This is a genomic window from Campylobacter massiliensis (genome assembly GCF_014253065.1).
Classification (GTDB): domain Bacteria; phylum Campylobacterota; class Campylobacteria; order Campylobacterales; family Campylobacteraceae; genus Campylobacter_A; species Campylobacter_A massiliensis.
This window is the reverse complement of record NZ_JACLZK010000002.1, coordinates 80,191-100,568: the sequence shown is the minus strand read 5'-3', so window position 1 is coordinate 100,568 and position 20,378 is coordinate 80,191. Positions and strand designations below refer to the sequence as shown.

Genomic DNA, 20,378 nt, shown 5'->3' with positions numbered 1-20,378 from the left:
TTTATTTACATTGTATAGCTAAAGCGCGTATTTTATTAAATTTAAGCTTTATCGCTCTTTAAATCTCAAAATTTCTTGAAATTTCAAAACCGAGCTTGTTAAAATCGCTGCTCAAATTTGACCTTAATTTATAACCTAAAAGCTCGATTTTATAAGCGTGCAGATACATTCTTGCGGATTTATTTTTAGCGTATTTTTCATCGCCGACGATCCCGTATCCGGCGTGATTTAGGTGCACTCTGATTTGGTGCGTTCTACCGGTTTTTATCTCGACTTTTACGAGACTTTTTTTGCCAGCGACCATCACTGGAGTTACGTGCGAAAAGGCCTCTTTGCCGTTTGGCGAGATCTTAGAAAACGCTCCACCTTTGTTTTTTAGCGTGATTATTGGTTCGTTTACGCTAAATTCCTCGCTCACGATACCCTTGACTGCCGCGACATACTCTTTTTTTACGCGGCAGTTTTTAAACTCCTCGATCGCTTTTTTTTGAAATTCCTCGTTTTTCACGAGTAAAAGTACGCCGCTAGTTTCCTTATCGAGTCTGTGAAGCAGAGGAAATTTATAAGTTTCGCTCACTTTTTCCGAGGTCAAAAACGCCGGTTTATCAATCGCAATCAAGTTTTCATCCTCAAAAATCACGCTTGGACGCGGCAGCTTTTGCACGTTAAATTTAGTCGTCACGCTCATCATTGCACGCGCCACGGCGATCCTTTGCCCTTTGGCGCTAACCAGCCCAGCGTCGATTAGTTCCTTTGCCTCGTTGTTTGAGATGCCCTCCTGGATCGCCAGTAGTTTATAGGCTTTTTCTTCTTTCATAAATTTTCCTCAATATCTTTTAAAATCTCGCTTGCATCGCCTTTGGCGACTATTTTTGCTTTAGGTAAATTTTGCTTTAAAAGCGAATTTATCTCGTCCGCTTTTGCAAATTTTATCCCATCTACCGCACTATACAAGGCTTTTTGATTAAATATAAACTCCCCGCTTATCACCGCGTTTTCAAACTGCGCCGCCTCAATCGGATTGTGTCCGCCTACGTTTGGCACGAAGCTGCCGCCAAGCACGACGACGTCGCTAAATTTATAAATATTTACCAGCTCGCCCATCGTATCGACCAGCACGCACTGCGCGTCAAAATTTTTGGCTTCGCTAAATTTGGCAAATTTTAGTCCATTTTTTACGGCAAATTTAGCCAAAATCTCGCTCGCATCGTTAAATCTCTCAGGATGACGCGGAACTAAAATCAGCTTGTCGTTTGCGCTCAAATTTAAATCACGCAAAATCAGCTCCTCTTCGCCCGCATGAGTGCTAGCCAGCACGATCACGCGCTCCTTTGGCTTGGCATAAATTTTACTCGGGCTTGGCAAAAAGGCTGATTTTATATTGCCGCTAACGACGATATTTTTAGCGCCGAGCCGCTCCAAACGCTCTTTATCCAGATCGCTTTGAGCGTAAATTTTATCTATAAATTTAAACAAATACCTGTAAAAAAAGCCAAATTTGAGATAGCTTTTGTAGCTCCTATCAGAAATCCTAGCGTTTATCAAAATGACGCGCGAACCCTTAAATTTAGCCCAAAAAACAAGCCCCAGCCAAAGCTCGGCCTCAAAAATGACCGTGATTTTAGCAGGCTTTAGCCAAAACGGTAAAAATATCTCAAACGGCAAAAAGCGCGTATTTTGCGTGATTTTTTTCGCCTCGTCAAATCCGGTTTTGGTTACGACCGAGACTGCGATCGCGTCTTTAAATCTACTAACTAGCGGCGCGATAGAGCGCACCTCGCCGAAACTACACGCGTGAACATGCAGGCGCGAGGCGTCAAATTTGGGATTTTTAAACAAAAAAAATCTAGCGGGAATCGAGGCTCTGTACTTTTTCTTAAAAGCTAAAATCGCAAGCGGTAAAGCCCCCAAGGCAAACGCCGAGAGGACTAAAACGTAATAAATTATTATCAAATTTAAAGGCTAGTTCGCCGCTTCTTTGTATAAAATTCGGCCGCAATGAGGGCAGGTCACGATGTCTTCGCCCTTGATGACGGCAGAATAAGTCTTGTCGTTTATCTGCATAAAGCAGCCGTAGCAGGCCTGCTTTTTGACCGGCACGACGGCGGTGTTGTGCGCCCATTTGCGGATTTTCTCGTAAAAGGTTAAGATTTTTTGATTCATCTCGCCGACTAGCTTGTTTTTCTTAGCGTATATTTCGTCTCTTTGTTGCTCGATGGCGCCGACTTCGGCCGAGATCTCGCTCTCGATTTTGGTCAAATTTTCGCCTAGTTCCGCAGCCTTTGCCTCAAGCTCGCTTTTTAGCGCATTTTTGCTATCTATGATTTTTTCTAGTCTTTCGACCTCTTCGTTTGCGGCTTCTAGCTGCTCTTTAGCTAGCTCGTCTTCTAGCTGAAGCGCTTTTATTTCTTTTTCAGTTTTTGCCGCGCCGCTTTTTTTGGCGACGTCTTTTATCTTTGCGCTAAATTCCGCTATATGCGCGTTGGTTTGAGATTTTTGATTTTTTAGCTCGGTCACGCTCGTGGTCGCGTCCTCGATCTGCGATAAAATCGCCGCCTGCTCGTCCTTGGTCGCTTTTAAAACGCTTTGAACCTTCTCAAGGCGCGGGGTAAAATCGTCGATATCTTTATCGATGTTTGAGAGCTCGACTAGCTGTTCTAAATATTTATTCATCTTTTTCCTTTAACTGTATGAAAACGGGTTTTTTGAGTTGGATATTATAGTAGGAATCGGCAAAATTTGCAAATATTTTGCAAGCGACTCCCCAAAATACCGCTCGCTCTCGAAGTGCCCGATGTCTATCATAGTAAGATTATTTTGCACGGCGCTCATGGCTTGGTGATACTTCAGATCCCCGGTTAAAAACACATCCGCTTTGACGCCATCTATCAAATCTCCGCCGCTTCCCGTACAAAATGCAAGGCGTTTTATAGGCGTATTATGATCAAATTTTCGCCCCTTACAAACCCTTAAATGGCTTAAATTTAGCTTTGTTTTTACCATCTCACAAAGCTCGCCAAAGCTCAAATTTACATCCGCATAAAGCACGAATCCATCGCGTTCTTTTATTGCAAAGCCCAAAATTTCGCTTAGCACGTATTCGTTTAGGTGGCTTAGATCATAGTTCGTGTGCATCGCGATCAGGCTTAAATTTTTAGCTACCATCTTTGCGATTAGGCTGCTTGGATATTTGTCCAAATTTAGCGATTTTAGCCCTTTAAAAATGAGCGGATGATGCGTAATGATAAGCGAATTTGGCTGCGCTTCGTCCAAAAGCTCTTCATCGACGTCAAGGCTAAGATAAACGCGCTCCGCGCTTGCCTCAAACGAGCCCACGAGCAGTCCGCTGTTATCCCACTCTTCTTGACTCGCAAACGGGCTAATCTCGTCTAAAATTTTATAAATTTCGCCGATTTTCATCAAATTTTATTCGCCCTTCGCGTCGTTTTGGGCTGCGGCGTCGATGCTGGCTTTATACGTCAGCGCGCACTCTTTGGCCAGCTCGCGGATTTTTAGGATATAGTCTTGCCTTTGCGTTACACTGATAGCTCCGCGCGCGTCAAGGACGTTAAACGTATGCGCCGCAAGCATGCAATAATCGTACGCAGGCAGCGAAATTTTAGCCTCTAGGCAGCGTTTGCACTCGCCGAATGCATTTTCAAACTGGCGAAATAGCATATCTACGTCTGCGATTTCAAAGTTATATTTGCTCCACTCAAATTCGCCCTGCTTATGCACGTCGGCGTAGGTCACGATATCGCCGCCCCTATCGTCCCAAACGATATCATAGACGCTATTTACGTCCTGCAGATACATCGCAAGGCGCTCAAGGCCGTAAGTGATCTCGGCCGAAACCAGCTCGCACGCGATGCCCCCAACTTGTTGAAAATACGTAAACTGCGTTACTTCCATGCCGTCTAGCCAGACCTCCCAGCCTAGCCCCCAAGCACCCAGCGTCGGACTCTCCCAGTTATCCTCGACGAAGCGGATGTCGTGATTTTTCAAATTTAACCCGAGCTTTTCAAGGCTTTTTAGATAAAGCTCCTGTATATTTTTCGGGCTTGGTTTTATAAGCACCTGAAACTGATAATAAGCACCCAGGCGGTTTGGGTTTTCGCCGTATCTACCGTCGGTCGGACGGCGAGAAGGTGCTACGTACGCCGTCGCCCACGGCTTTGGCCCGAGGCTCCTTAAAAAAGTCGCCTGATGATAGGTACCAGCACCTGCAGGCATATCGTATGGCTGCAGTATCACGCAACCCTGCTCGCGCCAGTAGTTTTGCAACGTCAAAATAATCTCTGAAAACGTCATTTTTCTTCCTTTTTAAAATTTTATTTTAGATAATGTATAGCCGCACCAGGCCCCAAAGGTAGGTCAAAAGCGTACCAAACCGACATCAGCGCCGCCCACGAGAGCAAAAACGCGACCGTGTAAGGCAGCATTATCGAGACTACCGAGCCGATTTTTAACCCCTTGTCGTAGCGCTGCATAAACGCCACTATCAGCACGAAAAACGGCATCAAAGGCGTTATGATATTCGTCGTCGAGTCGCCTATCCTAAAAGCAGCCTGCGTTAGCTCGGGCGAGAGGCCTAGGTTCATAAACATCGGCACGAAAATAGGCGCCATCATCGCCCATTTAGCCGAATCCACGGCGATAAATAAATTTATAAACGCGATCACGACTATAAAAACGATAATGAGGCTAAGCCCCGTTAGACCAATATCTTTTAAGAAAACCGAGCCTTTTATCGATAGCACCAGCCCGATGTTTGAGGCGTTAAATAGATACGTAAACTGAGCCGCGAAAAATATCAAAACCAAAAATCCAGATAGCTCGGCGACGGCTTGTTCCATAAATTTAACCGCATCGCCGCTGTTTTTTATCGTCCCCGCTCCGACGCCGTAAGCCGCACCCGCAACTATAAAAAATAGCATCATAAAAATGATGATAGAGTGCATGAAAACGGACTTCGTAAAGCTCTCGCCCTCTTTTGCGCCAAAGAGCGAATTTGACGGCAAAAGCGCCGCTAGCAAAAGGATCGCGAAAACAACAGACGCGATGAGGGCAAATTTTAGCCCGCGCCTTTGCTCTGCGCTTATCTCGTCGCGCTCATCTAAATTTAACGCGCCCTCAAAGCTAAATTTGCCAAGCCTAGGCTCGACTATCCTATCGGTCACGAAAGAGCCCACGATCACGATCAAAAATGTCGAAGCTATCATAAAATACCAATTTGCCGTAGCTAAAACGACGTAGTCGGGATTTAGCACGCTAGCCGCCTGCGTAGAAAACGCCGCAAACATCGGATCGTTCGTGCCGATTAGCAGATTTGCCGACCAGCCGCCGCTAACGCCGGCAAAAGCCGCCGCAAGCCCCGCGATAGGATGGCGCCCAAATCCCGCAAATAAAATAGCTCCGAGCGGTATCAGCACGACGTATCCGACTGAGGAGGCGACGTTGGACATCACGCCCAAAAAGATCACGATAGGAGTTACCCATTTTTTGGACGAATTTAGGGCGATTTTTTTAACCAGCGCCGATAAAAGCCCGGCCTTATCCGCCACGCCGATACCTAAAATGATCGCAAAAACCACGCCAAGAGGATAAAAACCGGTGAAGTTTTTAAGCATGGACGAGACAAAGGTCCTGATACTATCAGCCGAGAGCAAATTTACGACGTTTGCGCTTAGCTGCGAGATCTGCCCGTCCTTGATAGCCTGATAGCTGACGCCAACTCCGAGCCTCTGTAGCACAAATGACAGCAAGATCGTGACAACCGAAAGATAGACGAAAAGCATGGTGGGATTAGGCAGCTTGTTGCCGAATTTTTCGATAAAACCTAAGATCGATCCGCTATTTTTGTTATCCATTTTTTCCTAATCTAAAACCGAGATATAAATTTTTATCTCGTCGCCGCAGTAAAACTCAAAGTCCGTTTCGTAGGCTCTTTTTAGCTTTGAGCCTTCAAAATATTTCCAAATTTCTCCCCAAAATTTTGCTACGTTTTGCGGCTCATTTGGAAAGCTAAAAACAGCGTATTTGCCGCTTTTTATCTCTAAAATTTCGCCGCCTGAGCAAAGCGACTTCGTACCGATAAATAAATCGTAAAGCCCGTTTACGCCGTTTTCGTAACTACAATAAACGCCGTAAATTTCGCTTTTACCGTCATAAAATTCTTTTGTAAATTTAGCCCACAAGGCTGGGATTTTACCGTCGCCGTTTATCTCGTCGGCATTTTTGGTGCGAGTTTTTAATCCGCAAATTTTAAAACCCTCTACCGCTAAAATTTCCATGACTACTCCTTGTCGCCTTTAAAATTTTCAACCGCCTTGTTCCACATGAGCTTGTATTTTCGTTTTAAAAACTCGACTTCATCTTGCGAATTTTTTAGCTGTTTCGTGAGCGTTTCTACCGTTTTTCTATCCTCGTCGTAGAGCTCTTGCATCGAGATTAGCGCCTCTTTTAAAAACTTATTTTCGTTGCGCAGGGTCTCTAGTGTCTCGTCTTTGGCATCTAGCACCTTTTCGTGCAAATTCAGTATCGTACCGATCGTCTTTTCTACGAAGCTAAAGCCATCCGCGCCGATCTGGGGTGCAGGTACGGCCACGACGCTAGGCACCACGCTCATCGTGCCCTGGCTGGCTTCTATGAGGATTTCGCCGCCCTCTTCTTTCGTATTTAGCACGCCGCGGTTTATCATCCCCTCGATCACCTCGCGTTCTAGGTGCACGAGCTTGCAAAATTCGTCTATATTTAGGTATGTCTGCATCTTTGCTCCTTTAGGCGAGTAAAACTTCCACCTTCGCCGAGTCTTCCTCTACTTGCTTAGCTTTCGCCGCCCGATCGGCTTTTAGCATTTCGTCTAGATTTTGGTCGTTTAGGGCTAAAATTTGTAGCGCCAAATAGGCTGCGTTTACCGCGCCAGCCTTGCCGATCGCTACGGTACCCACAGGCATGCCGCCTGGCATCTGCACGGTCGAATAAAGCGCGTCCACGCCGCTAAGCGCCGAACCGCCCATCGGTATGCCGATCACGGGGCGAGTGGTGTTTGCTGCGATAGCACCCGCTAGATGCGCCGCCATGCCGGCTGCTGCTATAAATACCTGTGCGCCTTTTTCCTCGGCTGCGGCGACGTATTCGCTCGTTCGCTTCGGGCTTCTGTGCGCGGAGCTTATGATCAGCTCGTAAGGAACGTTAAATTTCTCAAGCGTTTTCGCCGCCTCGCTAACTACGTCGTAGTCGCTTTTGCTTCCCATTATTATAGATACGAATTTCATTTTATTTCCTCTCTTAAAAAGCTAAATTTAGGCAACTTCGCGCCCAAATTTACTTCGTTTTTGTTGCCGCTGTGGATTTCTGCTATTTCCTTACCTTTTTTGGTTACGAGCTTTTTAAATTTGATAAATTTCTTGCCGTCGCGACCAAAAATTTGAGATATTTCGCTCTCGCACTCATCTATCTGAGCGCCCAGGGGAGCCACGATCTCGTACTCGTTGCCAGGGAAAATTTTATATTTGCATTTAAAAAACTCGCCGTCTAAAGTCATGGCGTTTACCTGATGTGTGCCCTCCTCTAGGCTACTAGCGTAATTTTGCGTATCAGCCTTTTCAAACGGGCGATTTACCAGGTAGCCGTCGGTAAAGCCGCGATTTTTTAGCGTATTTAGCTCACCGGTGTAAATTTTCGCGTCAAATTTGCCAGCTACCGCATCGTCAACGGCCATACGGTAGGCTCTAGTCGCACAGGCGGCGTAGTATTCGCTTTTCGTGCGACCTTCTATTTTTAGGCTATCGACCGCGCCGCTTTCGATGATATCCTTGATGTGTGCGGATAAATTTAAGTCTTTGGAGTTCATTATGTGCGTACCGCTTTCGTCCTCCTCTAGGCGAAACAGCACCCCGCTCTCCTCGCTTTTGGCGTAGAGTTCGTATTTAAACCTGCAGTCGTTGGCGCAGCTGCCGCGGTTTGATTGGCGGCCGCTTTGAACCGCGCTAACCAAACAGCGTCCCGAGTAAGCAAAGCACATCGAGCCGTGCACGAAAATTTCGATATCCAGCGTCGGGATTTGCTCTTTTATCTTCACGACGTCTTTTAGGCTCATTTCGCGCGCTACGACGATGCGTTTTGCACCCATTTCGTGGTAGATTTTAGCGTCAAGCGCGTTCATGACATTTGCCTGCGTCGAGAGGTGTATCTCAATCTCGGGGGCTATTTCTTTTGCCAGACTCATGACGCCCGGAGTCGCGATGATAAAGGCATCTGGCTTCATTGCAGAAATCGTTTGCAAGTGGCGTTTTAGCGGCTCGATTTGCGAATTAAAAGGAAACGCGTTTACCGTCGCGTAAAATTTCTTGCCCTTTGCGTGCGTGTACTCGATGGCTTCTTTAAAGCTTTCTAGGTTAAATTCGCGCGCCGAACGGGTGCGAAGAGAAAAGCTCGCCACCGATGCATAAACCGCGTCTGCACCGTACTCTAGAGCTATTTTTAGCTTGGTTAAATTCCCCGCGGGAGATAAAAGCTCGGGCTTTAGCACTATTTTTTGCCCAAACTTTCTATCAGAGCTTCGATGTCGTCGTTGCTGACGAGATTTTCGGTGTGCGTATCGCCCGCGATATGTACTGCCGAGGCCACGCGCTTCTCGTCGTCGATCTTGCCTTCAAACAGGCTGCTCATATACTTGCTAAGCGCGCGCATGACGTTGATGACGCGCTCGATCTTTTGGCGGTGGATGTCTTGATACTGCATCATATCCATCGCCATCATTATCTCGTCTTCGGCCATCCTGACGTTATCTAGAGTCGTTTCTGCAGAGCTTTTTAGTGCGTTATTTTTCTCTAGCGCCTCGGCAAAAGTAGCGATATTTGGGAATTTTTCGTGCAGTTTGGTAAAAATTTCGATATTAGCCTCGATACCGCTGATAATCTCGCTAAGTCCGCTCTCCGCGTCCATTGAAAAGTTATTGATCGCATCAAGCTTGTCAAACATCTGCGTGGCTTTTTCCTCGCTATCCTTTGTGACGTCGTCTAGCTGGTGAACCATCTTGTGATCGTCAGTCGGTGGAGGCGGAGGCCACGGCATATTTGAGGATATACGCATCTCGGTGCCCTCGTAGTTTATTATCTGTTCACTCGGCGCCGGATCGGTTTTTTTCGCGCTCTCTTCCGCAGGCGGCGCAATTTCTTCCGCTGTTTCCTCGCCGATCTCTTCATCTTCGAAATCGCCCGCCATCAAGGCGTCAAGTTCTTCTTGCGTCATAAAATCTCCTATTTAAATTTGGGCTGATTATATAGAAAATTAACGAAATATAAGTTTAAAAACCCGAACTTTATCCTTAAATTTATTAAATTTTAGGTAGCATTTGCAAAATACTTAAGGATAAAAATGAGAGTCGATCTACACAACCACACGCCGCTTTGCAAACACGCCGTAGATGAGCCTAGAGAGTATGTTTTAAGCGCGATAAATTCAAACTGCGAGTATTTTGGCTTTAGCGATCACGCGCCGATGAATTTTGACGAAGCGTACCGAATGGAATTTTCGCAAATGGACGCTTATGAGGGCGAGATTTTGCGCCTTAGAGACGAATTTGACGGGCAGATAAAAATCCTACTCGGCTATGAAGTCGATTTTTTAGAAGGCTTTATGGACGAGCGGGTTTTAACGCGCAAAGTTGATTACCTCATCGGTTCGGTGCATTTTTTAGGCGGCTGGGGCTTTGATAATCCCGAATTTATCGGCGAATACGAAAAACGCGATATGGATCAAATTTGGCGAGATTATTTTTACTGCGTCGAAAAGATGGCAAAGTCCGGTAAATTTGACATCGTCGGGCATTTGGATTTGCTAAAGGTATTTAAATTTATGCCAAAAACCGACGTTAGACTCCTTGCCAAAGACGCGATCGACGCTATAAAAAAGGCAAATTTGACGGTCGAGATAAATGCGGCCGGCTTTAGAAAACCGATCGGCGAGCAGTATCCGAGCGTAAATTTACTAGAAATGATCGCCGAAAAAGAAATCCCTATCACCTTCGGCTCAGACGCACACGCAAAAGACCAAGTCGGTCTAAACGGCGAAAAATGCGAGCAAATCGCTAGAAATTTAGGATTTAGCAAGTGTGCGGTATTTAAAAACCGCGATAGAGAATTTGTAAAATTTTAGATCGGGTAGAAAAAATTATTTAAATTAATCTTAAAAGTAAAATTTTATGATAAAATTACGAAATCAATAAACACAGGAGCGAAAAATGGGAAAATTCGTAAAAAGCGTCGATCATTTTTTTGATTTTTGCAAAGAACACGAGGTTAAATTCGTGGATTTTAGATTTACCGATATGAACGGCGCCTGGCACAGCATATCTTATAACATAAAATTCGTAGAAAAAGATCACTTCGTAAACGGCATACCGATGGACGCGAGTTCGCTAGGAGGATGGCAACCGATCGAAAGAAGCGATATGCTGATGTGTCCCGAGGCGACCAGCGCCTTTTTAGATCCGTTTACCGCCGACGTTACGGTCGTGGTTTTTGCCGATATTTACGACATTTACAAGGGTCAAATTTACGAAAAATGCCCACGCTCGATAGCCAAAAAAGCTATGGCCTACGTCAAAGAAAGCGGCATGGGAGACGTGGCGTATTTCGGGCCGGAGAACGAGTTTTTTATATTTGATAACGTAAAAATAGTAGACAGTCCAAACTGCGCGATGTTTGAAGTAGATAGCGAAGAAGGCGAGTGGAACGACGCTAGAGACTTTAAAGACAGCTACAACACCGGTCACCGCCCAAGAAGAAAAGGCGGCTATCTGATGACGCAACCGACCGATAGCATGGTCGATCTGCGCGCCGAGATGATGCAGGTTTTAGAGCAAGTAGGCCTCGAAGTCATGCTAGGACACCATGAGGTCGCGCAAGGACAAGGCGAGCTTGGCGTTAAATTTGGCACCCTTCTTGAAGCGGCCGATAACGTGCAAATTTACAAATACGTCGTTAAAATGGTAGCCCACCTAAACGGCAAAACGGCGACGTTTATGCCAAAACCGCTCTACGGCGACAACGGTAGCGGCATGCACGTGCATCAGTCGGTATGGAAAGACGGCAAAAATTTATTCTACGGCGAGGGAAAATACGCAAACTTAAGCGATTTTGCGCGCTGGTACATCGGCGGGATTTTAAAACACGCAAGGAGCGTCGCGGCATTTACAAACCCGAGCACAAACAGCTACAAGCGCCTAATACCGGGCTTTGAGGCGCCGTCTATCCTAACGTATTCTAGCCAAAACCGCTCCGCCTCGATCCGCATCCCATACGGCTCGGGAGAAAAATCGGTCCGCGCCGAAATGCGCTTCCCTGACGGTACGGCAAACCCGTATTTGGCATTTTCAGCGATGCTGATGGCGGGACTTGACGGCGTAAAACACAAGATGGAGCCGGTCGGCCCGATGGATGAAAATTTATTTAAACTCACGCTTGACGAGATCCGCGAACGCGGTATCGAGCAGCTCCCACACACGCTAAGAGGTAGCCTTGAGGCGCTAATTCGCGACAACGAATACCTACGCCCGATCATGACTCCGACGTTTATAAACGCGTATCAGCATTATAAATTCGAGAGTCAAGTATGGCCGTACGAAGCGCGACCTACTCCATACGAGTTTAAAACCTGCTTTTCTTGCTAAATTTAAGGGATTGCAAAATCCCTTTTTAGTTTTTCGGTCAAATTTGACCTTTTAAATTTGGGCCAAATTTGACTTTTTCCGTGATTTTAACGAACGTAAAATTTGTTAAATTAAATCAAATTTGCGGCTAAATTTAAAAAACAGCAGCTTTTTGTCTTGACAAATCAGCCTTTTTTATATATAATCACGTTTCGTTTTTTGAAAAATGTCTTGTTAGCTCAGTCGGTAGAGCATTTCACTTTTAATGAAGGGGTCGCTGGTTCGAGTCCAGCACAGGACACCATTTTTTTATATAGACCCTTTCGTCTAGTGGCCCAGGACTCTACTCTCTCAGTGTAGCAACAGAGGTTCAAATCCTTTAAGGGTCGCCACGATTTAGTCTTTTCGGTCGCTTAGCTCAGTTGGTAGAGCGCCACCCTTACAAGGTGGATGTCATAAGTTCGAGTCTTATAGCGACCACCATTTTAGGTGCAGCGGTAGTTCAGATGGTTAGAATGCCGCCCTGTCACGGCGGAGGTCGCGGGTTCGAGCCCCGTCCGCTGCGCCATTTGTCTTGTTAGCTCAGTCGGTAGAGCATTTCACTTTTAATGAAGGGGTCGCTGGTTCGAGTCCAGCACAGGACACCATTTATTTTTTTGTTAAATTTGGGTCGCTTAGCTCAGTTGGTAGAGCGCCACCCTTACAAGGTGGATGTCATAAGTTCGAGTCTTATAGCGACCACCATTTTAGGTGCAGCGGTAGTTCAGATGGTTAGAATGCCGCCCTGTCACGGCGGAGGTCGCGGGTTCGAGCCCCGTCCGCTGCGCCATTTGCCTCGTTAGCTCAGTTGGTAGAGCATATCACTCTTAATGATGGGGTCGTAGGTTCGAGCCCTACACGGGGCACCATCTCCCCTTAAGATAATCCCAAAATATTCGTATTTAGAAACTCAATCAAAATCCCAATATACGCGTTATATCAAACAAAAAAACATTGTCAAAGTATACTAATTCGATAACTTTCCTATTAGTAAAATATACTGCTTAGACGATAAAATATTAAATTTTTTTGTTTGATTTTTGATATTTGTTAAATCTCTTATAATTAATCTAGATAAGGAGAAATCCTTATACTTTAACGCAGGAGATTTTTCATGATGACACTAGCTCAAGTTGATCGCTGGATCGAGAAACAAACAAACTCCAAAGACTTTACTATTCGTATAAAAATACCGGGATATGAAAAATTCCGTTTAGAGATTTCTCAAACCGGAAAGAAAACGATCCGTATGTATTATTACAAAAACGGAAAAGTTACATATCCCTTGGTAGGAGAGATTCTGTATGTAAATTTCGAGGATTGTTTCAGAAAAGGTTCCTTATATATAAAGGAAGACAAAGAGCCTATTTCGGCAAAAACCTTTAATCAAGTATGGGAGAAATTCATTAATGATGAGAATATCGGACTAAAGCCCATAACTATCTCTAAATACAAAGTTAGATACAATAAATACATATTCCCCTTTTTAGGCTATATGAATATCGAGGATATTTCTCTAGTCGATATTAAAACTAAAATCTTTACTCCTAACGAAAAAGCCCTAGCACCAACATTAAATTGTACTATATAATAGATAATGTCTTGAAATTTGCTAAAAAGCGCAACTGGGTTTCTCAAAACGTGCTAAAAGATTTTAAATTTTCGGAAGAGTACGATGCCCCAAGTCGCAAAAACTCAGGACACTATCCTAAAATAGTAGACACTGAAGATTTAAAGAACTTTCTTATAAACGTTTCAACTAACGAAAAAATTAATCTTAAACGTAGAATATTGATACTTTTCGCTCTATCTACCGCTTTAAGGTCAATGAATATTTACGATCTACGCTGGCGAGATATAGATTTCGAGAAAAAGCTAATAAAGATAGAAAAAGAAAGAATGAAAGGCGAGTTGAAGACGCTTAAATCTCGCCAAGACTTTATTTTGCCAATTTGCGATACTATGGTTTCTTTACTAGAAAAGCTTAAAAAACTAGATAAGGTGACAAAACCTAACGCCAAGGTATTTGAAGGTATTTCTGATCAGAAAATAAATTATTTTCTTACAAAAATTGCCGGCATAACAAAACACGGACTCCGCGGAACGATGAAAACCTTTGCAATGAAACGCATGATGGACCATAAAATCCCGAACTTCTTCATCGAACTATATATGTATCATAGTCCTTCAATCTCTGACGTAGAAGCTAGCTATATTGATGCTAGATACGATGACGGAGATATTCAAGCTATCTTAAGAAGTTTGGCTAACTGGTGGGATTCTTACTTAAGAGATCTTTATGATTTTAGAAAATTTCTATTAAACGAAGGAGATGAAGATGAATTTTCATTGTGATCCATGGGAGTACATGGGGGCCGATGTCGGAAGTTTGCCCCCTTTTCAAAACATTGATGAAACGATTATAACAAAAGATCGCTTAATCGTCAATAAAGAGTGCGCAAAAGCTTTGGAGCGTGCAAGAAAATTAAGGCTATGCGCTCAGGACAAATTAAACACGGAATCAAACTGGTTAATCCCTTATGTTATACAAAAGCAAAGCATCGTAGTCCTTTACGCTCCCGCAGGAAGCGGAAAGACTTTTGCAGCTTGGGGATTGGCAAAATTCTCATATTTAACGAAAAAGGCATCCGAAGTTTTCTATTTTGATGGAGATAACGGGCTATCGGTTATATTCGATCGCGGAGCCGAAGAGCTTATAAAGTATAAGAATTTTAACTACATTGCGATGAATAATCCGCGGATACACAAAGAATTCGGCGAAATCGATAATCTTAAGCTTCTTAAAGAGATCGTAAATTCAAAAGAAAATCTATCAAATATGCTCTTCGTGATCGATAGCTTAAAGGACTTTGTAGGCGAGCTAGATATGGAGAGCGGCAAGGATATGAAGACGTATTTTCGCGACTATATAATGAATTTACGCCTTCGAGGAGCTACAATCGTTCTTTTGCATCATACAAACAAGGCTATTAAGAAAAAAGACGGAACCGTAGACACCAATCAACTAACCTTTACGGGAAGTCAGCAGATGTTAAACTCCCTAGAAACTGCATACATGGTAGTTCCCAACAATGGAGATACGGCTCAACAAGATGGGTATATAGCTTACGATTTTATCGGGGAAAAGCGCAGAGTTGGGGGAAACAATTTAAAGCTTACCGTTTTTACGAGATTTGAAAATAATCATAAAAACTTAGATATCGAACTTGAAGTTCCAAACATGCAAGCATATATCAGAAACAAAAAAGAGTTAAAGACTATCGAAAAAATAACGAACATTTTGCTTGAGCATGGAGATACGGAGCTTGAGGTTTTATTTAAAAAGCTCAAGAAACACCGAAGAGATCGCTTGTTGGCACAAGTTCTACAAGACTATGAGCTAATCTTTTGGAAAACGTATTTCTTGAATAGAAAAAAATACCTAAGTATAATAAAAGGTTAATATCTATAAAAAAATAATATTCAGAAGCTCCACTTTGCGTAAAATTATCTCCACTTTGCGTAGTTTTGAGACCACTTTGCGTAAAAAATCGGGCACTTTGCGTAGTTTTCGACGACTTTGCGTAAAAATTTGATGACTTTGCATAAAATAAAGTTTCACGTAAGTTTTCTAAGATATCGTTTTTATCATAGTTAATAGGACTTTTTGTATTGAAAACCGTTGTGAAACATATAAATTCCCGTACTTCTAGAAAAAATCTACGGGAATTTTAGTTAAACATAAATAAAATAGTAATATTCCTAAAGGAGGAAAAAAATGGAAAAAATAAGTTGCTCTAGCGAGCTATACATGCATATTAGAAGAATCCAAGCCAAATACGAGGAAGTTCGGGAAAGGATCTACTAAGCCGACGGGGTTAATGAATATTCAAGGGGGGGGGGGGGGGATATTCAATATTTTCTCGATCAGCTTGCTATCGAGCTTGAAGAAATTTCGAAAATCTACAGGGAGATCAGCAATGAAAAAAATTTCAAATAAGTCGCTTGAAGAAGCATTAAACAATTTCGTTAATACAGATGATCGAGAATATATCAAAAAACGATGTCTCGAAACGATATTTAAGACTCAGATGTCGAATAAAAAATACGTTGAGTTTATCCGGAAAACGTTTGAGTTCGATGTTTCGCTATCCGAGATCTCAACATGGAAGAAAGAGTTTGACGAATTGCAAAACAAGCCTCAAGCTCCAACTCAAAATGAGATAAGCCATGGCTATCCTGATAAATCAATCGAACAATAACCTGAGCGGGGAAAATCTCCTCGCTTCTAGTTCTCTTGAAAATTCGATCTCTGAAGCTAGAAATTTAAGTATACAGCTTGATCAAAAATCGGCAGATTTAAAGGTAAAAGCTGATGAGTTTAAGCAAGAATCCGAGATAACTTTAACGGCTGTTTTTGCAAAAATGGATGCTAAAGAAACCGCTTTAAATAGATCTGCGGATAACGCTGTGAACAAAATATCCAAATCGGTAAACGATCTAAAACAGGCTTCAGATTTAATAAAAAGTATTTGGATAGTTCCGCAAGCTATAGCTATCCATGTGATTATATTTTTAGTAGAAATCGGAATCGCTTTTTGGTTTGCGGTACCGCCTATCATAGAAGCAAAAAAGAGCTTGGTCGACAATGAAAAAATTTTAAGGATTGTGCGAGAACGAAAACAAGAAAACGAGAGACTAGCTCTAGAAAATCAAGAATTAAATGATTTTATTCTTTTCCTATCTCGCGGGAATGTCGAAAAAGCGCGAAAGGCTTTTGCTGATTGGAAATCGAACAAATGATTTTTCTTATAATTAAGATAGTAACAATGTAGCGTGACACATATATGTGGGGGCATACGCCTCCCCCATAGATTGTCCCGCTCTTGCAGAGGGCTGTTAATCCTTTAGCTTAAAACAGAGCTAAAAGGATTAACCAAAGGTAAGAGATTTTAGCCTAAGGGCTAAAACTATTCAATCATCATTTTTCCAATCAAAGGAGATTAAAAAAATGATAAAAAACGAAAACATAAAGTTTCGGATCTCGGCGGATCTGAAAGCTCTTTTGAAAGAAAAAGCTAGCCGAGTAGGTATATCTGAATCAGAGTTTATTAGAAAATCTATCCTAAACTCTGAAATCGTAATGAAAGTTACGAAAGAGATTGATCCGCAAATCAGATTTAATTTTTATCGCGCGGCGAAGAACATAAATCAGATCGCCAAGGCTTTAAACGTAATTGTAAAAAGAGATCAAATCGATCGAAATTTTCAAACGGAAATCCTCGAAAATCTTTTTAAAAACGAACAGCTTTTGAATCAAATTTACAATCTACTCAAGGAGTCAAAATGATAGCTCAACTAACGAAAGGCGAGAAGGGAATCGCTGAATATTTGCGAACAGGGCATTCAAAACATAGTCGATATACCCGAGATGAAAAAGACGAACGAATACCGCTCATGGGATCACTTCAGGCTATTGAAGATTCTCAAAACGCACAACTCGCGAATCCAAAAAGCAAGCAAAAATACAACTACTACCATGCAAGCTTAAGCTTCACTAGAGAGGAATGGGAAAAGATCGAAAAAGAGGGAAATATCCAAGAAATCATAGATGAGTATTTAAAATTAAACTTCCCAAATCACTCTAAAGATGAGATGATTCTCTATGCCGAAGCCCAAATCCCGATCATACAAAGCGAACCGTACATTCCGCGAGAAGGGAAAGACACCAAGAGTAAAAGGCTAAATGCCGAGTACGAAGGTAAGGAGATCGGACGAAGTCCGCATGTCCATTTGATTATATCGTTTGAAAATATGAAGTTTAGCCGAGGCATAAAAACCGCGGGAATGGTATATTCAAAGGATCGTTCTCAAATGATAGCTTCGGCTATAAAGTTCAAGTCTATTGTTCAAGATATCGTTTGCGAAAAATTTGGACTCGATAATCCTGAACCTTTGGGCTTGAGTAGATCGGAGTTATTGAGACAATACGAGAGTTTCCGCAAAGCAGCTATGGTTGAGAAAGGGAAGCCTCGCATTGAACAAGAGATCGATCAAAAACATATACTACCACTTGATCGAAACCTAGCTGAAACGAAAGATATAGCTCTTGACGAAATCAAAAACAATACGAAAAATTCAGTCATTGCCAACGAGATCGTAAAAGCTATCGATCCCGAGGTAAGAGCGCAAAACGTGCAATTAGCCGAAACTTTAAAAAGCAAGGATGTTAATCTATTCATTCCTACATTAAAGGCTAAATTTGGCGTAGATATTCGCTCTAACGAGGATGGAACAAGAATTCGATTCGAGACGATAACACCGAAGACCCGGAAGCCAAGTACTCAAAATAGGAATGTCTTAGATTATTGTACGAAGCAGTTAAATCTGAGATTTGACGATGCCGTAAAAATGCTATCAGAAATCGCGCTCGAACAAGAATCGCTAAGCAAAAATCTAAAGAATACCGATACTATCGAGCTTAGCGTAAGCTCTGATTTTAAGTTGCTCCAAGGCAGCACCAAGGAAAAACCAAAACCTCAAGCAGTATTTGGATGGAAGACTATTTTGACAAATCCTCAAAACCTAGAAAACACCTTAAAACAATACTCGGCGATAAGTATGGCTAAATTTTCGAACGGATCGAGGAATAATGCGAATATATCGGGTTTTACAAAAACCCTCATATTCGATATAGATAACAAAGAAGCACATCAGGATATGAAAATTTCCGATGGTATCGAACTACTCAAAAGAAAAGGTATTCAGGGCTTTATCTACCCTTCAAGTAGCCATCTCTACGACGGAAAAACCGAGAAATTTCGTATGATTGTTCCTACCACGAAAGCCCTTCAAGACAAGGATATTTATAAGGATTATATGCATCTTGTAGTAAGGAATCTCGGGCTTGAAGGAAAGATCGATACTGTTTCGGATACTTCTTCCCAATGCTACTATCAGCCATTAAAAAAAGATAACGTGATTTTGGTGGACGGAAAGACATTTGATAATTCGGAGATCTTACGACAAGCTAGTTTGTTAAAAGAAGCAAAAATCGAACAAGGTATAGAGAATCAAGCCTTTGGGAATATCGATCAAATCAGGAAAGGCATAGATGCTACAAAGAAATTTGAACTTCAGCATGAACCGATCGATGATGAACGATATTTGACGAGAGTGTCGCTACAATCATTGCATGATCGCGTTCCTCTTTATGATCTTGTTAGGTATTTCGAGCCTAACGCTACGATCCACCAAGAAGGAAAAAACCAAATCATGCATACGAAGGAAGGTAGACATCTATACATCCAAGATCAAAACTCGGCTTATTCGTTCAAAAAAGGCGAGTATGTAACTCCTTATACATATCTTCAAAAGAGGATGAACGAAGCTGCAAGCGAGATCAAATATCAAACGAGTAACGAAAATATCCTAAAGTTAGGGATTCAACCTCAAGAGGAAAAATCATTCAATCCAAAAAACCCTAATGAAATTTCGAAATTTTTCTCTAGGAAGTTAAGCAAATACTGGAGATCTATTACTTCCTTTAACTTTATAGGGTTTACAAAAAGCCTAAATAGACTCATGACTTCATGGAATGATCATCAAGGAAAGAAACTCGTGATGGACCACTATGGACTTAATAAATTCGATATATTCGACAATTCTCTAAATGTAGGGTATTGGGGATCAATCAAGAAGTCAGATCTACTATCCAACGGGTTAGATCAAAGGTTCAATAAGCCTGAAATCGAAATCAAGGATGAAGAACAAACTAAAAAATACGATGGTATCGATTTCTAAGAAAAAATTTTAAACAATATAAATTTAGTTTAGATCATAAATGGTCCAAACAAAGCGTAATTCAATAGGTCTTTTTTATCTCCCCGCTGTGAGCTAAAGCTCCCTGCAGGGAGATACGCTCTTCGAGCTATACCGCGGTTTCGTCCCAACACGCGCAAATACTAACAAAGTCTAGCGTTTGATTGCGCGTGCCGGGTCCCCGAAATCCGCGAGAGATGGAAGAACTAGCATATATCTTCATCAATCATTATCTTTCAAATTTCGATTTTTCGGGTCCCAAGGCGACGCAAGTCGTTTTGGGCAGAAAATCGAAGGTCATTCTCGCGGGCGTAGCCGGCGGTATTCTAGCACCATTGCCCGCCGTCCTCTGCCGAAAAATAAAAAAGCAAAGGCGGGGCAAGGGCGCTAGTAAATGACATATTGCATTACGCCTTAGCCTTAGGAAAAATTTTCAATTAAATTTTGAACAAACCTTTATATTTTTAAGATGATTTTTACGATTTTTTGTTATAATACGCTCCGTTGGTTTAACGGAAATATCCGTATATCGTGATTTAATCGAGTTTTTCAAGGATTATACACGGGGCACCACGATTTATTTTATCATTGTTGGCCCTTTCGTCTAGCGGTTAGGACACCAGCCTCTCACGTTGGTAACACGAGTTCGATTCTCGTAAGGGTCACCAATCCGCTTTTAAATTTACGACTTCGCTTTTTAAGTTGCCCTATATAAAAACCATATTTAAATATGAGCCTAAATTAGTAATCTCTAGCTTTTATAAAAAGCCACAACAGCAAGCATTTAAATTCACGCCAATTCTGTTTTTATAATCTGCAAAAAGTAATAATAAACCATGCAATCATGGGAGCTTTAATTGAA

The 20,378-nt window shown here is 42.4% G+C and carries 20 protein-coding genes and 9 tRNA genes; 18 read left to right on the top strand and 11 right to left on the bottom strand.

The annotated features are described in order from the left end of the window. Nucleotides 1-58: 58 nt before the first annotated feature. The 11 genes from H7R39_RS07100 to H7R39_RS07050 are packed head-to-tail and all read right to left on the bottom strand — an operon-like array spanning nt 59 to nt 9,255. Nucleotides 59-817: a pseudouridine synthase family protein gene (locus H7R39_RS07100; RefSeq protein WP_185898597.1), complete on the bottom strand. Its 759-nt coding sequence runs from the start codon at nt 815-817 to the stop codon at nt 59-61. Beyond that, a complete protein-coding gene (waaA, locus tag H7R39_RS07095; RefSeq protein ID WP_185898596.1) occupies nt 814-1,953 on the bottom strand; it encodes a lipid IV(A) 3-deoxy-D-manno-octulosonic acid transferase in 1,140 nt (379 codons plus the stop codon). Before waaA ends, H7R39_RS07100 begins: the two co-directional genes overlap by 4 nt. Nucleotides 1,954-1,962: 9 nt before the next feature. After that, nucleotides 1,963-2,673, bottom strand: coding sequence for a zinc ribbon domain-containing protein (locus H7R39_RS07090; RefSeq protein WP_185898595.1), 711 nt, complete (start codon nt 2,671-2,673; stop codon nt 1,963-1,965). A 9-nt stretch (nt 2,674-2,682) separates the two neighbouring features. Further along, complete coding sequence (locus tag H7R39_RS07085; RefSeq protein WP_185898594.1) at nt 2,683-3,420, bottom strand: Nif3-like dinuclear metal center hexameric protein; 738 nt, start codon at nt 3,418-3,420, stop codon at nt 2,683-2,685. A gap of 6 nt (nt 3,421-3,426) precedes the next feature. After that, nucleotides 3,427-4,311 (bottom strand): glycine--tRNA ligase subunit alpha, encoded by an 885-nt coding sequence (gene glyQ / locus H7R39_RS07080; RefSeq protein ID WP_185898593.1) that lies wholly within the window; start codon nt 4,309-4,311, stop codon nt 3,427-3,429. A 20-nt stretch (nt 4,312-4,331) separates the two neighbouring features. Then, on the bottom strand, nt 4,332-5,870 hold the full coding sequence (locus tag H7R39_RS07075) for an AbgT family transporter (protein ID WP_185898592.1): 1,539 nt from the start codon (nt 5,868-5,870) through the stop codon (nt 4,332-4,334). A gap of 6 nt (nt 5,871-5,876) precedes the next feature. Beyond that, entirely contained in the window at nt 5,877-6,293 is a 417-nt protein-coding gene (locus H7R39_RS07070; protein ID WP_185898591.1) for a GyrI-like domain-containing protein, read from the bottom strand. A 2-nt stretch (nt 6,294-6,295) separates the two neighbouring features. Next, on the bottom strand, nt 6,296-6,769 hold the full coding sequence (locus tag H7R39_RS07065) for a DUF3972 domain-containing protein (protein WP_185898590.1): 474 nt from the start codon (nt 6,767-6,769) through the stop codon (nt 6,296-6,298). Between the two features lie 10 nt (nt 6,770-6,779). Further along, complete coding sequence (gene purE, locus H7R39_RS07060; protein ID WP_185898589.1) at nt 6,780-7,277, bottom strand: 5-(carboxyamino)imidazole ribonucleotide mutase; 498 nt, start codon at nt 7,275-7,277, stop codon at nt 6,780-6,782. Next, nucleotides 7,274-8,533 (bottom strand): peptidase U32 family protein, encoded by a 1,260-nt coding sequence (locus H7R39_RS07055; RefSeq protein ID WP_185898588.1) that lies wholly within the window; start codon nt 8,531-8,533, stop codon nt 7,274-7,276. The genes purE and H7R39_RS07055 overlap by 4 nt, the downstream gene beginning before the upstream one ends. Continuing rightward, nucleotides 8,533-9,255 (bottom strand): chemotaxis protein, encoded by a 723-nt coding sequence (locus H7R39_RS07050; RefSeq protein ID WP_185898587.1) that lies wholly within the window; start codon nt 9,253-9,255, stop codon nt 8,533-8,535. The genes H7R39_RS07055 and H7R39_RS07050 overlap by 1 nt, the downstream gene beginning before the upstream one ends. 126 nt (nt 9,256-9,381) lie before the next feature. Here H7R39_RS07050 and H7R39_RS07045 point away from each other — a divergent pair, with 126 nt between their 5' ends. From H7R39_RS07045 to H7R39_RS06960, 18 genes are all read left to right on the top strand, one after another. Beyond that, the gene (locus H7R39_RS07045; RefSeq protein ID WP_185898586.1) at nt 9,382-10,161 is read left to right on the top strand and encodes a histidinol-phosphatase; all 780 of its coding nucleotides are present in this window, start codon (nt 9,382-9,384) and stop codon (nt 10,159-10,161) included. A gap of 85 nt (nt 10,162-10,246) precedes the next feature. After that, on the top strand, nt 10,247-11,677 hold the full coding sequence (gene glnA, locus H7R39_RS07040; RefSeq protein WP_002946283.1) for a type I glutamate--ammonia ligase: 1,431 nt from the start codon (nt 10,247-10,249) through the stop codon (nt 11,675-11,677). 207 nt (nt 11,678-11,884) lie between these two features. Further along, nucleotides 11,885-11,960 (top strand) — tRNA-Lys (locus H7R39_RS07035). 12 nt (nt 11,961-11,972) lie between these two features. Beyond that, a tRNA-Glu gene (locus tag H7R39_RS07030) sits at nt 11,973-12,048 on the top strand. Nucleotides 12,049-12,063: 15 nt separating this feature from the next. Then, a tRNA-Val gene (locus H7R39_RS07025) sits at nt 12,064-12,139 on the top strand. An 8-nt stretch (nt 12,140-12,147) separates the two neighbouring features. Continuing rightward, nucleotides 12,148-12,224 (top strand) — tRNA-Asp (locus H7R39_RS07020). A gap of 3 nt (nt 12,225-12,227) precedes the next feature. Beyond that, nucleotides 12,228-12,303 (top strand) — tRNA-Lys (locus tag H7R39_RS07015). A 21-nt stretch (nt 12,304-12,324) separates the two neighbouring features. Next, nucleotides 12,325-12,400, top strand: a tRNA-Val gene (locus H7R39_RS07010). 8 nt (nt 12,401-12,408) lie between these two features. Then, a tRNA-Asp gene (locus tag H7R39_RS07005) sits at nt 12,409-12,485 on the top strand. Between the two features lie 3 nt (nt 12,486-12,488). After that, a tRNA-Lys gene (locus tag H7R39_RS07000) sits at nt 12,489-12,564 on the top strand. Between the two features lie 245 nt (nt 12,565-12,809). Then, on the top strand, nt 12,810-13,286 hold the full coding sequence (locus H7R39_RS06995; protein WP_185898585.1) for a tyrosine-type recombinase/integrase: 477 nt from the start codon (nt 12,810-12,812) through the stop codon (nt 13,284-13,286). Between the two features lie 11 nt (nt 13,287-13,297). Further along, nucleotides 13,298-14,050, top strand: a complete 753-nt coding sequence (locus H7R39_RS06990) for a tyrosine-type recombinase/integrase (protein ID WP_185898584.1) — start codon at nt 13,298-13,300, stop codon at nt 14,048-14,050. Continuing rightward, nucleotides 14,034-15,158, top strand: a complete 1,125-nt coding sequence (locus H7R39_RS06985) for an AAA family ATPase (RefSeq protein WP_185898583.1) — start codon at nt 14,034-14,036, stop codon at nt 15,156-15,158. The genes H7R39_RS06990 and H7R39_RS06985 overlap by 17 nt, the downstream gene beginning before the upstream one ends. 517 nt (nt 15,159-15,675) lie before the next feature. Continuing rightward, nucleotides 15,676-15,957 (top strand): hypothetical protein, encoded by a 282-nt coding sequence (locus H7R39_RS06980; protein WP_185898582.1) that lies wholly within the window; start codon nt 15,676-15,678, stop codon nt 15,955-15,957. Beyond that, nucleotides 15,926-16,498 carry a hypothetical protein gene (locus H7R39_RS06975; RefSeq protein WP_185898581.1) on the top strand — a complete coding sequence of 191 codons (573 nt, stop codon included), beginning with the start codon at nt 15,926-15,928 and terminating at the stop codon, nt 16,496-16,498. Before H7R39_RS06980 ends, H7R39_RS06975 begins: the two co-directional genes overlap by 32 nt. A gap of 208 nt (nt 16,499-16,706) precedes the next feature. After that, nucleotides 16,707-17,045 (top strand): plasmid mobilization protein, encoded by a 339-nt coding sequence (locus tag H7R39_RS06970; protein ID WP_185898580.1) that lies wholly within the window; start codon nt 16,707-16,709, stop codon nt 17,043-17,045. Next, nucleotides 17,042-19,498, top strand: coding sequence for a hypothetical protein (locus H7R39_RS06965; RefSeq protein ID WP_185898579.1), 2,457 nt, complete (start codon nt 17,042-17,044; stop codon nt 19,496-19,498). Before H7R39_RS06970 ends, H7R39_RS06965 begins: the two co-directional genes overlap by 4 nt. Before the next feature lie 611 nt (nt 19,499-20,109). Further along, nucleotides 20,110-20,184, top strand: a tRNA-Glu gene (locus H7R39_RS06960). Nucleotides 20,185-20,378 lie beyond the last annotated feature (194 nt).